The sequence below is a fragment of the Kitasatospora sp. NBC_00240 genome, assembly GCF_026342405.1.
In the GTDB taxonomy this organism is placed as follows: domain Bacteria; phylum Actinomycetota; class Actinomycetes; order Streptomycetales; family Streptomycetaceae; genus Kitasatospora.
This window is the reverse complement of record NZ_JAPEMU010000001.1, coordinates 5,651,735-5,665,605: the sequence shown is the minus strand read 5'-3', so window position 1 is coordinate 5,665,605 and position 13,871 is coordinate 5,651,735. Positions and strand designations below refer to the sequence as shown.

The following is a 13,871-nucleotide window of genomic DNA, read 5'->3' as shown; positions in this document are numbered from 1 at the left end:
GGGCCTGGGGGCGGGCCGGCTGTCCGTACGGGCAGCCGGCCCAACCTCCGTCAGACCTCTTCGACGCTGCTCGGCTCGCGCCGGGACAGGTCAATGCCGAGCTCCTCGGCGGCGCGGAAGACGTCCTCGTCGGAGTCACGCATCTCGATGGACGAGCCGTCCGAGGACAGCACCTCCACGTTGAGGCAGAGCGACTGCATTTCCTTGATGAGGACCTTGAAGGACTCGGGAATGCCGGGCTCGGGGATGTTCTCGCCCTTGACGATGGCCTCGTAGACCTTCACCCGGCCGAGGACGTCGTCGGACTTGATGGTGAGGAGCTCCTGCAGCGCGTAGGCCGCGCCGTACGCCTCAAGGGCCCACACCTCCATCTCACCGAATCGCTGACCACCGAACTGCGCCTTACCACCGAGCGGCTGCTGGGTGATCATCGAGTACGGACCGGTCGAACGGGCGTGCAGCTTGTCGTCGACCAGGTGGTGCAGCTTGAGGATGTACATGTAGCCGACCGAGACCGGCATCGGGAACGGCTCGCCGGAGCGGCCGTCGAACAGCCGGGCCTTGCCGGTGGAGTTCACCAGGCGCTCACCGTCACGGGTGAGGGTGGTGTGGTCCAGCAGGCCGGTGATCTCGTCCTCGCGGGCGCCGTCGAAGACCGGGGTGGCGAGGTTGGTGCCACCCGTGACGTTGTCGGCGCCGATCACCTGCAGGCGCTGGGCCCACTCGTCGGCGAGCCCGGAGACGTCCCAGCCCTGCTTGGCGAGCCACCCGAGGTGGATCTCCAGGACCTGTCCCGGGTTCATTCGGGACGGGACACCCAGCGGGTTGAGGATGATGTCGACCGGGGTGCCGTCGGCGAGGAACGGCATGTCCTCGACCGGCAGGATCTTGGAGATGACACCCTTGTTGCCGTGACGGCCGGCCAGCTTGTCACCGTTGGTGATCTTGCGCTTCTGGGCCACGTAGACCCGGACCAGCTGGTTGACGCCAGGGGGCAGCTCGTCGCCCTCTTCGCGGTCGAAGACGCGGACGCCGATGACCTTGCCGGACTCACCGTGCGGCACCTTCAGCGAGGTGTCGCGGACCTCACGGGCCTTCTCGCCGAAGATCGCGCGGAGCAGGCGCTCCTCCGGGGTCAGCTCGGTCTCACCCTTGGGCGTGACCTTGCCGACCAGGATGTCGCCGGTGACGACGTCCGCGCCGATGCGGATGATGCCGCGCTCGTCGAGGTCGGCGAGGACCTCCTCGGAGACGTTCGGGATGTCCCGGGTGATCTCCTCGGGGCCCAGCTTGGTGTCACGGGCGTCGACCTCGTGCTCCTCGATGTGGATCGAGGAGAGGACGTCGTCCTGCACGAGGCGCTGCGACAGGATGATCGCGTCCTCGTAGTTGTGACCCTCCCAGGACATGAACGCCACGAGCAGGTTCTTGCCGAGCGCCATCTCACCCTGGTCGGTGCACGGGCCGTCGGCCAGCACCTGGTTGACCTCGACCCGGGCGCCCTCGTCCACGAGCACCTTCTGGTTGAAGGAGGTGCCCTGGTTGGAGCGGGTGAACTTGGCGGCGCGGTACGTGGTGTACGTGCCGTCGTCGTTGGCCACGGTGACGTAGTCGGCCGAGACCTCCTGGACGACACCCGCCTTCTCGGCCGTGATGACGTCCGCGGCGTCGACCGCGCAGCGGTACTCCATGCCGGTGCCGACCACGGGTGCCTCGCTCTTCAGCAGCGGCACCGCCTGGCGCATCATGTTGGAGCCCATGAGCGCGCGGTTGGCGTCGTCGTGCTCGAGGAACGGGATCATGGCGGTCGCGACCGACACCATCTGGCGCGGCGAGACGTCCATGTAGTCGATCTCGGAGCCCGGGATGTAGTCGATCTCGCCGCCACGGCGGCGGACCAGGACACGGGGCTCGGCGAAGTGCAGGTCCGCCGTCAGCGGGGCGTTGGCCTGCGCGATGACGAAGCGGTCCTCCTCGTCGGCGGTCAGGTAGTCGACCTGCTCGGTGACGATGCCCTCGACGACCTTGCGGTACGGGGTCTCGATGAAACCGAACGCGTTGACCCGGCCGTAGGACGCGAGCGAGCCGATCAGACCGATGTTCGGGCCTTCAGGGGTCTCGATCGGACACATGCGGCCGTAGTGCGACGGGTGAACGTCACGGACCTCGAAGCCGGCGCGCTCACGGGACAGACCACCGGGGCCCAGCGCGGACAGACGGCGCTTGTGGGTCAGGCCCGACAGCGGGTTCGTCTGGTCCATGAACTGGGACAGCTGGCTGGTGCCGAAGAACTCCTTGATGGAGGCGACGACCGGCCGGATGTTGATCAGGGTCTGCGGCGTGATCGCCTCGACGTCCTGGGTGGTCATGCGCTCGCGCACGACACGCTCCATACGGGCGAGACCCGTACGGACCTGGTTCTGGATCAGCTCGCCGACGTTGCGCAGGCGACGGTTGCCGAAGTGGTCGATGTCGTCGACCTCGACGACGATGTCCCGGCCCTCGGTGTCACGCCACTCGGTCTCGCCCGCGTGCAGCTTCACCAGGTACTTGATCGCACCGATGATGTCGGGCTCGGTGAGCACGCCGGAGTCCAGCGACTCGGCGTTGCCCAGCTTGCGGTTGACCTTGTAACGGCCGACCTTCGCGAGGTCGTAGCGCTTCGGGTTGAAGTAGAGGTTCTCCAGAAGCGTCTGCGCGGCCTCGCGCGTCGGCGGCTCGCCGGGACGCAGCTTGCGGTAGATGTCCAGCAGCGCGTCGTCCTGGCCCTGGGTGTGGTCCTTCTCCAGGGTGGCGCGCATCGACTCGTACTCGCCGAACTCCTCGAGAATCATCTCGTTGGTCCAGCCGAGGGCCTTGAGCAGCACGGTGACCGACTGCTTGCGCTTGCGGTCGATGCGGACACCGACCATGTCGCGCTTGTCGATCTCCATCTCCAGCCAGGCACCACGCGAGGGGATGACCTTGCAGGAGTAGATGTCCTTGTCGGACACCTTGTCCAGGGTGGAGTCGAAGTACACACCCGGGGAACGGACCAGCTGCGAGACCACGACACGCTCGGTGCCGTTGATCACGAAGGTGCCCTTGTGGGTCATGAGCGGGAAGTCGCCCATGAAGACCGTCTGAGACTTGATCTCACCGGTCTCGTTGTTGGTGAACTCGGCGGTGACGAAGAGCGGGGCGGCGAACGTGAAGTCGCGGTCCTTGCACTCGTCGATCGAGTTCTTCGGCGGCTCGAAACGGTGGTCGCGGAAGGTCAGCGACATCGACCCGCTGAAGTCCTCGATCGGGGAGATCTCTTCGAAGATCTCCTCCAGACCGGACTTCGTGGGGACGTCCTGACCACTCTCCAGGGCCGCCTCGACGCGAGACTTCCAGGCCGCGTTGCCGAGGAGCCAGTCAAAGCTCTCGGTCTGCAGGGCCAGGAGGTTCGGAACCTCGAGGGGCTCCTTGATCTTCGCGAAAGAAACGCGGAGCGGGGCGGTGGAATTAGCGTTGTTCGAGGCGTTGCGCGGCGCGGCCAAGAGGGGGGTCCTTCCGAGGGCTCGGAGCTCACTGCGCGCGTACCGGCCGGCCTCGACGGGCTGGTCCCACCCCCGGCGCCGTGGGTCTCAGCCGGGGTGGAAACCCCAGGTCAGAGCCGCTTTGCGGAGGCGGTGCCAGGCCCCTTCAGGGCATCGCACACTCCGGGCGACGAGTCACGGAGCAGCTAACAGGCAGCGCAAAGGGACAGTGTAGCCAATAGGCACACTGCTGTCCAGCTCTGATTCGGAGACCGAATCGGAGACTCCTCCCTGTCGCCACCCGGAGCACTCCGGGCCCCCTTCGGGGCCGGACCGCAGGGTGGTCCCTGCCCTCACGAACTGCCGCCGGCCCGCACACTCCGGGCCACCGCGCCTCACATGGAGTCACTTCCCGCTGGGGCCTCCGAATATGCATCCAGGGCCTCGCCAACCGTCCGCGCTCTCCACGCACACGGCGCGCCTTGAGAATCGCGCGCCAGGTTCGGTTCGTCAAGGCCCTCACCGGAGTGCGGACCTCGTCATACCTATCGTCCGAGACCCCTCCGGCGTTACAGAACCCGTGGTGAGGGCCGTTCCGGACGACAGCGATCACCCTACCCGCCCGGACCGACAGTGCCGAGGGGGCAATCGGCCACGATCGGGCGCACAGCGGGCCGATCCTCGGACGGGCGTACGCAAAAAGGCCGGGCCGACCACCCGCAAGGGTGATCGGCCCGGCCCCGCGCCCCCTCAGAGGGGGCGGAGAGTCACTTGACGGTGACCTTGGCGCCAGCGGCCTCGAGCTGGGCCTTGGCCTTCTCAGCGGCCTCCTTGGCAACCTTCTCCAGGACCGGCTTGGGGGTGCCGTCAACGAGGTCCTTGGCCTCCTTCAGACCGAGGGAGGTAAGGGCGCGCACCTCCTTGATGACCTGGATCTTCTTGTCGCCGGCCGACTCGAGGATGACGTCGAACTCGTCCTGCTCCTCGACGGCCTCGACGGCGGCGGGGCCACCGGCGGCGGCAACGGCGACCGGAGCGGCAGCCTTGACGTCGAACTTCTCCTCGAACGCCTTGACGAACTCGGACAGCTCGATGAGGGTCAGGGTCTCGAACTGCTCGAGCAGCTCGTCCTGGGACAGCTTCGCCATGATGGCGTCCTTCCACTAAATCGGCAGGTGCCGGATGTACGGGATGGCGGGCGTACGGGCCCGCTGCGGCCGGAGGTACCGGACGCTGAGTGCCTCACGCGTGAGCGTGAATTACTCGGCAGCCTCGGTGGTGTCCTCGGCCTCGGCGGGAGCCGGCGTACCGGCACCGCCCTGCTCGACCTTCGCGCGCAGTGCCTCGGCAGTGCGGGCGAACTCGACCAGCGGAGCCTGGAAGGTGGCCGCGGCCTTCGCCATGGACGCCTTCAGACCGCCGGCCAGCTTGGCGAGCAGCACCTCGCGGGACTCGAGGTCCGCGAGCTTCTTGATCTCATCGGCGGTCAGCGCCTTACCGTCAAGGACACCGCCCTTGATGATGAGAGCGGGGTTGTCCTTGGCGAAGTCACGCAGAGCCTTCGCCGACTCCACCGGGTCACCGGTGACGAAGGCGACAGCCGTCGGACCCGCGAACAGGTCGTCGAGCTCCGTGATCCCGGCCTCATGGGCAGCGATCTTGGTCAGCGTGTTCTTCACCACGGCGTACTGGGCGTTCTCACCCAGCGAGCGACGCAGGTTCTTCACCTGCTTCACCGTCAGACCGCGGTACTCGGTCAGCACGGCCGCGTTCGAGGCACGGAACTTGTCCGTGATCTCGGCGACGGCAGCAGCCTTGTCGGGCCTTGCCATAGGCTTACGCCTCCTTCCGTGATGTCGAAGTCGGGCCGACCTGCGAAAGTCGACCATCTGCGCCTCGGACACACCGGTCTGATCAGAAGGAGACACCCTGCAAAAACAGTGAGAGCCCCGGTGCGCAGGCGCACGGGGCTCAGTAAGACCTCGACGGCCGAACGGCGAACCGTGCGGACCGGAAGTCCAAGCTCCAAACACTCCTGCGCGGGCTGTCTGCGGTAAATCGCAGATCCTTCGGTCGCCCCGCACCCTCACAGGCGCACAGCGACAACCAGCGGTCTTTGGCTTGCACCAAGGTAGCCCGGATCGCCCCGGAACGACAAATCGCGCCGCCGGACACCCCCGACGCGGCCGGCCCCACCCGCTCCGGTCCCGCCCGCCGACACCCCTGACGCCGGCCCGGTCGCTCGGCCGGGCCGGCCGGCCCGGCGCCCGGTCAGCGGGCGAGCGGCGAGGTGCTGCGGGTGCCGGTGTCGGAGGTGTCCGCCTCGGCCGGCGCCTGCACCGACAGGGCGCCGCCGAAGTCGGAGTACTGCACCGTGTCGTCGGTGCCGCCCTCGGCGCCCGTCCCGGTCCGGCGGAGCTGGACCAGCTGGTCCTTGTCATTGAGCCACAGATCGAGGGTGAGCACGGTGGCGCCGCCCGGCGCGAGCGCCGTCCGCAGGCCGCCCCGGCGGGACTCGCTCAGCTGGGTCTGGGCCGCCGCGTAGCGCTCCGCCGTGGTGCTGACCTGGTAGTGCTGGACGGTGTTGTCGTCGAGCTTCTCCTCGCCGAGCAGCACCGGGTCGGCGGCCGCCGCCGCGGCGGTGAGCGCCACCACCGGGTTGAGCTGGTCCACCAGGCCCGCGTACGGCACCTCCTTGTGGCCGTCCGCGCCGGTCGCGCCGCCGAACTTCTCCCAGTGGTGACCGCCGAGGCGGGCCGCGGTGGCGTCGTCCCCGCCCTGGTAGGCCGTGGTGTCCATGACGATCAGCTGCTCGGCGGTGCCGGGCGTGCCGCGCTTGATCTGCAGGGCGGTCTTCGGCTGCCAGAACAGCAGGCCGGCGGCGCTGTCACCGCCGAGCCGGTAGGTGATCTTGGCCCGGCGGGCGGTCTGCATGGCGAGCTGGGCGGACAGCAGCACCCCGTGCGGCGAACGGTCGGTGGGCTTGTCGGCGTCGCTGGGCGACGGGCTCGCGCTGCTCGGGGTGCCGGAGGCGGAGGGGTCGGGCGGCTGCGCCGGCCCGCCGCCGCATCCGGCCAGCAGGCCGGCGAGCAGCACAGCGGCCACTCCGGCCGTCATCCGCCGCCGCGCCGCCATACCCGTCTCCCGTCGGTCCGCCACCCGTCCTCCGGGCGCCCCGGGGCCGCCCTGCCGGGCCCCCGTCCAGCTTGTCCAGCGTGCACCGGCCGTCGGGCCCGCGCACGGGGGCCGCTGCCGGCCTGGCCGGCCGTGCACTCCCGGTGGCGGCCCGATGCTCCGTCCCGTCCGGCGCTCCGCACCGGCACGGGTCCCCGGTGCGCCCGGTCCCCGGCCGGGTCTTCCCCCGGTGCTGCCGGGCCCTGCGGGCCCGAACCGCTCTCCCCCTGCCCACCCACCATGTCACGCCGCCGTCGCCCGCCCGGCGGCGCCCTGCCCCCTGGCGGCCGCGGCGGACGGCCGGCGCCCGGTTCAGCCCGCGGCGGGCACCCCGGCGAAATCGGCCGGCCCCGGCGCCCGGACCTCGAAGGCGACCCCCGGCTCGGAGACCGCCGTGCTGGTCACCTCGGTCCCCGCCCGGCCCGAGGCGCTCTCGCGCAGCCGCAGCAGCTGGTCCCCCTCGCCGATCCAGATGTCGTAGTCGAGGGTCTCGACGCCCTGCGCCTGGTAGTACGCCAGGACGACCGCGCGCCGCTCCGGGCTCAGGTTCTGGTCTGCGCCGAACAGGGCGGCAACCGGGGCACTGCCCCGGTAGTGGGTGGCCACGACCCCGTTCTCGGTGGTCGGCCCCAGCTCGCCGAGCCGCCCGGCGAGCGCCACCAGACGCAGCCGGCCGCCGGGGTTGCCGACCAGGGCGGTGAGCCAGCCGCCCGCGTAGCCGCCGACCCCGGCGCCACTCGGATCGAGCGACTCCACCTCCGCCCGGTCGGCCCGCCGCCAGCCGGCCGTGCCGTCGTGCGCGAGATAGCAGACCCCGTCCACCACCCGCAGCCGGCCGGCGCCCGCCGCGTCGGTGAGCCGCAGGTCGGCCGCGTCCGCCGCGCCCCAGGAGAGGGTGCCCTCGGCGCTGCCCCGGCCGAGCGGCCCCTCCCGGTCGGTGCGCAGGCGCGCGCTGCCGGCGTCGTCCAGGCCCTGGGCGGCGGTGAGCAGCACCTGCCGGGCCGGCCGGGAGGCGGTGGTGGCGGGCGCCACCGATCCGGGGCGGGCCTGCGGGCCCGGGTCGGCCCGGACGTCCAGGGTGGCCACCGCCGCGCCGAAGACCACCAGCGTGGCCACCACCCCCAGGGCCACTATTCGATCGGACGGCACAACACTCTCCGGAGGACGGACGCGGGCACGGGTCAGCCGAGCGTAATCCGGCCCGGGCCGTGGTCGGCCGCCAGGAGCGTCTCGATCCGGAAACATCCCTCGCCGTCCACGGCGGGACGGGAACGACGACGGGCCCGCACCCCCGGTGAAGGGGGTACGGGCCCGTCGTACGGTCTGAGCTGCGCCCAGGACGCGACTGCCGGTCAGAGCACGGGGGCTCAGACGGCGGCCGGGTCCTCCTCGACCAGGAGGTTGCGGGTGCGGTTCGGGTCCACCTGGATGCCGGGGCCCATGGTGGTGGTGACCGCGGTCTTCTTGATGTAGCGGCCCTTGGCGGCGGACGGCTTGGCCCGGAGGACCTCGTCCAGCGCGGCGCCGTAGTTCTCGACCAGCTGCTCGTCGGTGAAGGAGGCCTTACCGATGATGAAGTGCAGGTTCGAGTGCTTGTCGACGCGGAACTCGATCTTGCCGCCCTTGATGTCGTTGACAGCCTTGGCGACATCGGGGGTGACGGTGCCGGTCTTCGGGTTCGGCATCAGACCACGCGGGCCGAGCACGCGGCCGAGGCGGCCGACCTTGCCCATGAGGTCCGGGGTGGCGACGACGGCGTCGAAGTCGAGGCGGCCCTTGGCGACCTCGTCGATGAGCTCGTCCGAACCGACGATGTCGGCGCCCGCAGCACGCGCGGCCTCGGCACGCTCGCCGGTCGCGAAGACCAGGACCCGAGCGGTCTTACCGGTGCCGTGCGGGAGGATCACGGTGCTGCGGACCATCTGGTCGGCCTTGCGCGGGTCGACACCCAGGCGCATGGCAACCTCGACGGTCGCGTCGAACTTGGTGGTGGACGTCTCCCGGGCGAGGCGGATGGCCTCGAGGGGGGCGTAGAGGCGGTCGCGGTCAACCTTGGCGGCCGCGGCCGTCAGAGCCTTGCTGCGCTTCACTGCTGCTCCTGAATAGATAGCGGAGTTGTGGTTTGTCGGGCCGCGCAGGCCCTGCCACAGGGACGACTGGGGCGTCCGCCCCGGCCGGAAAAGGGCTTGATCAGCCCTCGACCGTGACGCCCATCGACCGGGCGGTGCCGGCGATGATCTTCGCAGCGGCGTCCAGGTCGTTGGCGTTCAGGTCGGGGAGCTTCACGGTCGCGATCTCGCGGACCTGGGCGCCGGTGAGCTTGGCGACCTTGGTCTTGTGCGGCTCGGCCGAGCCCTTCTCGATGCCGGCGGCCTTCAGGATGAGGCGCGCGGCCGGCGGCGTCTTCGTGATGAAGGTGAAGGAGCGGTCGTCGTAGACCGTGATCTCCACCGGCACGATCATGCCGCGCTGCGACTCGGTCGCGGCGTTGTAGGCCTTGCAGAACTCCATGATGTTCACGCCGTGCTGACCCAGCGCGGGGCCGACCGGCGGAGCCGGGTTGGCCGCACCGGCCTTGATCTGGAGCTTGATGAGCCCCGTGATCTTCTTCTTCTTGGGAGGCATGTCTCTCGGGTCCTTCTGAGAGGGGATGGTCGGCGTGTGCGGGCAGCCGGGGCGACACCCGAAGGGCACCACACACATCGGACCAGGCTAACGCGGATGCGCCGCTGGACCAAAACGATAAAGGGGGCGGGGCCGAAGCCCCGCCCCCCGTCGTGCCGCTGGCTAGTTCTTCTGGATCTGGTCGAACGACAGCTCGACCGGGGTCTCGCGGCCGAAGATCTCGACCAGGCCCTTGACCTTCTTCGAGTCCGGGTTGATCTCGTTGATGGTCGCCTGCAGGGTCGCGAACGGACCGTCGGTGACGGTGACCGAGTCGCCGACCTCGAAGTCGAGCACCTGGACCTCGATCGGCTTGCCGGGAACCGGCCGGCCGGCCTCCTTGGCCGCCTGGCGCTCCACGTCGGGGGCGAGCATCTTGACGACCTCGTCCAGCGTCAGCGGGTACGGGTCGTAGGCGTTGCCGACGAAGCCGGTGACACCCGGGGTGTTGCGCACGACGCCCCAGGACTCCGGGGTGAGGTCCATCCGGACCAGGACGTAGCCGGGGAGCTTGTTCTGGCGGATCGTCTTGCGGTCGCCGTTCTTGATCTGGACGACCTCCTCCTGCGGCACCTCGGACTGGAAGATGTAGTCCTCGACGTTCAGGGAGACGGAGCGCTGCTCCAGGTTCTGCTTCACGCGGTTCTCGTAACCGGCGTAGGTGTGGATCACGTACCACTCGCCCGGGGCGGTGCGCAGCTTCTCGCGGAACTCGGCGACCGGGTCGACCTCGACCTCGGGCTCCTCGGCGACGGCCTCCTCGGCGCTCTCGTCCTCGGCGACGGCCTCCTCGGCGCTCTCGTCCTCGGCGGCGGCCTCCTCGGACGCGTCCTCGTCCTCGTCGTCGGCGTCCTCGGTGTCGTCGGCGTCCTCGTGCAGCGCGGCGACCTCGGCGGGCTCGTCGGCCTCGGCCTCGTCGAACGCCTCGACCTCGTCCTCGTCACTGTCCACGGCGTCCACGATCTGCTCGGCGGACTCGGAGTCGGCGGCACTGTCAGCCAGCGCAGCCGCGTCCAGCTCGGCGGCGACATCCGCCTCGCGGACGGTCTCGTCGGCGTCGTACAGGGGGGACTCAGACACGGTGGCTGCTTCTTTCCTGGAGATGGTGAAGATGGCGCGCTCCGGGCCGCTCCGGCGCCGCGCTGCTCTCGCGGGCGCCCAGGAAAAACGACTCAGAGACTTCAACAGTACCGAGTCAACGGTAGCGGGCTCGTACGATCGCCGCCGACAGCTCGACCCGGACCAATGAATCGGCCCGGGTCGGAGTGTTTGTTCGAGATGCTGAGGTCAGCTCGGTCAGCCGAAGATCCACAGGCTGAGCTTGGCGAAGCCGAAGTCGAGGGAGGCCACCAGGCCCATGATCACGACAACGAAGACGACCACGACGGTGGTGTAGTTGATCAGGTCGCTCCGGCTGGGCCAGACGACCTTGCGCAGTTCCGCGATGATCTGCCGGTAGAAGAGCGCCAGCCGGGCGAAGACGCCCTTCTTGGCACGCTTGCCGGACTTCTTCTCACCGTCGCCGCCCGAGCGCTTGGCGCGCTTGCGGTCGCGGCGCGAGAGAGCCTTGTCCTCGCCGTCGACAGGCGTGGTCCCGTCAGCGCCTTCGGCACCCTCGGGGTTGCCGCTCTCAGGCGTTGCGGTGGAGCCCGTGGTCTCCGTCACTCGTCCTCACCTGAATCCGGGTCCTGCCGAGCGTCGCCTGTGCCTTTGGAGCACGAGCGATCCGGCGAAAGCAGTGCTGTATGAGGCCCTCTCCGCATCAAGCCCGCTCGCTCTGCAAGAGCGAACGGGCTCGGTACGGATCAAGCAGCAGGGCAAGAGGGACTTGAACCCCCAACCGCCGGTTTTGGAGACCGGTGCTCTACCAATTGAGCTATTGCCCTACGACGCCTCGCGGCGCCTGCAGTGTCCCCCAACCTACCGCATCCGGGGCCGCTGTATGCACAGGCGGTGGATGCTGCACTTCGGGAGCCATCGAGCAGTGAGTGTACGTGTTCCAGGGCGATTGGTCGAACCTCTCGTCCCGGAAGCGTCGGACCGTCACCGATCCGGCCCCCCACGGGCCCGACACATGCTGGACCGCGCGGGTACGGATGGTGAAACCGCCATGCCCGGTCCGTACCGGTTCTGCGACGATGCAGGCATGAGCGCTTCCACCCCGCAGCCCGACAGTTCCGTCCGTCCCGCCGACCGCCGGGTGTCCGCCCGGATCGGTGCGATCGCCGAGTCCGCCACCCTCGCCGTGGACGCCAAGGCCAAGGCCCTCAAGGCGGCCGGCCGGCCGGTCATCGGCTTCGGCGCCGGCGAGCCGGACTTCCCCACCCCGGACTACATCGTCGAGACGGCCGTCGAGGCCTGCCGCGACCCGAAGAACCACCGCTACACCCCGGCCGGCGGCCTGCCCGAGCTCAAGGCCGCCATCGCCGCCAAGACGCTGCGCGACTCCGGCTACGAGGTGGACGCCTCGCAGGTGCTGGTCACCAACGGCGGCAAGCAGGCCATCTACGAGGCCTTCGCCGCGATCCTCGACCCGGGCGACGAGGTCATCGTCCCGGCCCCCTACTGGACCACCTACCCCGAGTCGATCCAGCTCGCGGGCGGCGTCCCGGTCGAGGTCGTGGCCGACGAGACCACCGGCTACAAGGTCTCGGTCGAGCAGCTGGAGGCCGCGCGCACCGAGAACACCAAGGTCCTGCTGTTCGTCTCGCCCTCCAACCCGACCGGCGCGGTGTACACCCGCGACGAGGTCGAGGCGGTCGGCCGCTGGGCCCTGGAGCACGGCCTCTGGGTGCTCACCGACGAGATCTACGAGCACCTGGTCTACGGCGACGCCGAGTTCGTCTCGCTGCCGGCCCTGCTGCCCGAGCTCGCCGACAAGACCATCGTGGTCAACGGCGTGGCCAAGACCTACGCCATGACCGGCTGGCGGGTCGGCTGGGTGATCGGCCCCAAGGACGTCGTCAAGGCCGCGACCAACCTCCAGTCGCACGCCACCTCGAACGTCTCCAACGTGGCCCAGCGGGCCGCCGTCGCCGCCGTCTCCGGCGACCTCTCGGCCGTGCACGAGATGCGGACCGCCTTCGACCGCCGCCGGCGGACCATCGTCCGGATGCTCAACGAGATCGCCGGCGTGGTCTGCCCCGAACCCGAGGGCGCGTTCTACGCCTACCCGTCGGTGAAGGGCCTGCTCGGCAAGGAGATCCGCGGCAAGCGCCCGCAGACCTCCGCGGAGCTGGCCGCCCTGATCCTGGACGAGGCCGAGGTCGCGGTCGTCCCCGGCGAGGCCTTCGGGACCCCGGGCTACCTGCGCCTCTCGTACGCGCTCGGCGACGCCGACCTCGCCGAGGGCGTCGGCCGCCTGCAGAAGCTGCTCGGCGAGGCCCGCGACTGACCGTCGCCCTCCCGAACCGGAGCCGCCCCCGTCACCCCTTCGAGGGATGTGACGGGGGCGGTTCCCGTGCACGGCCCGGATACGGCAGTATCGGTGAATGGAACGCCTGCCTGTACCCCGCGACGTGAGGGACCTGCCGAAGGCCCATCTCCACCTGCACTTCACCGGTTCGATGCGCCCGGCCACCCTGCTGGAGCTGGCCGCCAAACACCGGCTGCGACTGCCCGAGGCCCTCAGCTCCGGCGAGCCGCCGCAACTGCGCGCCACCGACGAGCGCGGCTGGTTCCGCTTCCAGCGGCTGTACGACACCGCCCGGTCCGTCCTGCGGGACGAGGAGGACATCCGCCGCCTGGTGCTGGAGACCGCCGAGGACGAGCGGCGCGACGGCTCCCGCTGGCTGGAGATCCAGGTCGACCCGACCTCGTACGCCCCGCTGCTCGGCGGGCTGATCCCGGCCCTGGAGCTGATCCTGGACGCCGTCCGGCACGCCTCCGAGGCCACCGGGGTGGGAATCCGGGTGCTGGTCGCGGCCAACCGGATGAAATCGCCGATGGACGCCCGGACCCTGGCCAGGCTCGCCGTCCGGTACGCCGACCAGGGCGTGGTCGGCTTCGGCCTCTCCAACGACGAACGGCGCGGCCTCGCCCGCGATTTCGACCGGGCCTTCGCCATCGCCAGGAACGGCGGCCTGCTGGCCGCCCCGCACGGCGGTGAACTGGCCGGCCCGGAGTCCGTCCGGGACTGCCTGGACGACCTGGGGGCCGGCCGGATCGGCCACGGCGTCCGGGCCGCGGAGGACCCGCGGCTGATGCAGCGCCTCGCCGACCGGCAGATCACCTGCGAGGTCTGCCCCTCGTCCAACGTCTCGCTCGGCGTCTACGAGCGCCCCGAGGACGTGCCGCTGCGCCGGCTCTTCGACGCGGGCGTACCGCTGGCGCTCGGCGCCGACGACCCGCTGCTGTTCGGCTCCCGGCTGGCCGCCCAGTACGGGCTGGCCCGGGACGTCCTCGGCTTCAACGACGCCGAACTCGCCGAGCTCGCCCGGCAGTCGGTCCGGGGATCGCGCGCGCCGGAGGACGTCCGGAAGGAACTGCTCGCGGACATCGACATCTGGCTGGCCGGCTGACCTTCGGCCT

11 protein-coding genes and 1 tRNA gene are annotated in these 13,871 nt (G+C 70.1%); 2 read left to right on the top strand and 10 right to left on the bottom strand.

The window, feature by feature from the left end:
* Positions 1-50: 50 nt before the first annotated feature.
* From rpoB to OG689_RS24095, 10 genes are all read right to left on the bottom strand, one after another.
* Positions 51-3,524, bottom strand: coding sequence for a DNA-directed RNA polymerase subunit beta (gene rpoB, locus OG689_RS24140; RefSeq protein WP_266322986.1), 3,474 nt, complete (start codon positions 3,522-3,524; stop codon positions 51-53).
* A gap of 746 nt (positions 3,525-4,270) precedes the next feature.
* Positions 4,271-4,654: a 50S ribosomal protein L7/L12 gene (gene rplL / locus OG689_RS24135; protein ID WP_266327392.1), complete on the bottom strand. Its 384-nt coding sequence runs from the start codon at positions 4,652-4,654 to the stop codon at positions 4,271-4,273.
* A gap of 108 nt (positions 4,655-4,762) precedes the next feature.
* Entirely contained in the window at positions 4,763-5,335 is a 573-nt protein-coding gene (rplJ, locus tag OG689_RS24130) for a 50S ribosomal protein L10 (RefSeq protein WP_266322985.1), read from the bottom strand.
* Between the two features lie 439 nt (positions 5,336-5,774).
* Positions 5,775-6,638, bottom strand: coding sequence for a hypothetical protein (locus OG689_RS24125; protein ID WP_266322984.1), 864 nt, complete (start codon positions 6,636-6,638; stop codon positions 5,775-5,777).
* 351 nt (positions 6,639-6,989) lie between these two features.
* On the bottom strand, positions 6,990-7,826 hold the full coding sequence (locus tag OG689_RS24120) for a hypothetical protein (protein ID WP_266322983.1): 837 nt from the start codon (positions 7,824-7,826) through the stop codon (positions 6,990-6,992).
* A 218-nt stretch (positions 7,827-8,044) separates the two neighbouring features.
* Positions 8,045-8,767: a 50S ribosomal protein L1 gene (gene rplA / locus OG689_RS24115; protein ID WP_073924350.1), complete on the bottom strand. Its 723-nt coding sequence runs from the start codon at positions 8,765-8,767 to the stop codon at positions 8,045-8,047.
* 100 nt (positions 8,768-8,867) lie between these two features.
* Positions 8,868-9,302 (bottom strand): 50S ribosomal protein L11, encoded by a 435-nt coding sequence (gene rplK, locus OG689_RS24110; RefSeq protein WP_073924351.1) that lies wholly within the window; start codon positions 9,300-9,302, stop codon positions 8,868-8,870.
* 162 nt (positions 9,303-9,464) lie between these two features.
* Positions 9,465-10,358: a transcription termination/antitermination protein NusG gene (gene nusG / locus OG689_RS24105; protein WP_266327390.1), complete on the bottom strand. Its 894-nt coding sequence runs from the start codon at positions 10,356-10,358 to the stop codon at positions 9,465-9,467.
* Positions 10,359-10,637: 279 nt separating this feature from the next.
* Positions 10,638-11,006 (bottom strand): preprotein translocase subunit SecE, encoded by a 369-nt coding sequence (gene secE, locus OG689_RS24100; protein WP_266322982.1) that lies wholly within the window; start codon positions 11,004-11,006, stop codon positions 10,638-10,640.
* Between the two features lie 148 nt (positions 11,007-11,154).
* Positions 11,155-11,227: transfer RNA gene (locus OG689_RS24095), tRNA-Trp, on the bottom strand.
* A 260-nt stretch (positions 11,228-11,487) separates the two neighbouring features.
* Here OG689_RS24095 and OG689_RS24090 point away from each other — a divergent pair.
* Positions 11,488-12,735: a pyridoxal phosphate-dependent aminotransferase gene (locus tag OG689_RS24090; protein ID WP_266322981.1), complete on the top strand. Its 1,248-nt coding sequence runs from the start codon at positions 11,488-11,490 to the stop codon at positions 12,733-12,735.
* A gap of 97 nt (positions 12,736-12,832) precedes the next feature.
* Positions 12,833-13,861, top strand: a complete 1,029-nt coding sequence (locus OG689_RS24085) for an adenosine deaminase (protein WP_266322980.1) — start codon at positions 12,833-12,835, stop codon at positions 13,859-13,861.
* Positions 13,862-13,871 lie beyond the last annotated feature (10 nt).

Coding starts and splice junctions, on each gene's coding strand:
- rplJ (WP_266322985.1), bottom strand. CDS start 5,335: ATGGCAAGGCCCGACAAGGCTGCTGCCGTCGCCGAGATCACGGACAAG.
- OG689_RS24125 (WP_266322984.1), bottom strand. CDS start 6,638: ATGGCGGCGCGGCGGCGGATGACGGCCGGAGTGGCCGCTGTGCTGCTC.
- rplK (WP_073924351.1), bottom strand. CDS start 9,302: ATGCCTCCCAAGAAGAAGAAGATCACGGGGCTCATCAAGCTCCAGATC.
- OG689_RS24090 (WP_266322981.1), top strand. CDS start 11,488: ATGAGCGCTTCCACCCCGCAGCCCGACAGTTCCGTCCGTCCCGCCGAC.
- OG689_RS24085 (WP_266322980.1), top strand. CDS start 12,833: ATGGAACGCCTGCCTGTACCCCGCGACGTGAGGGACCTGCCGAAGGCC.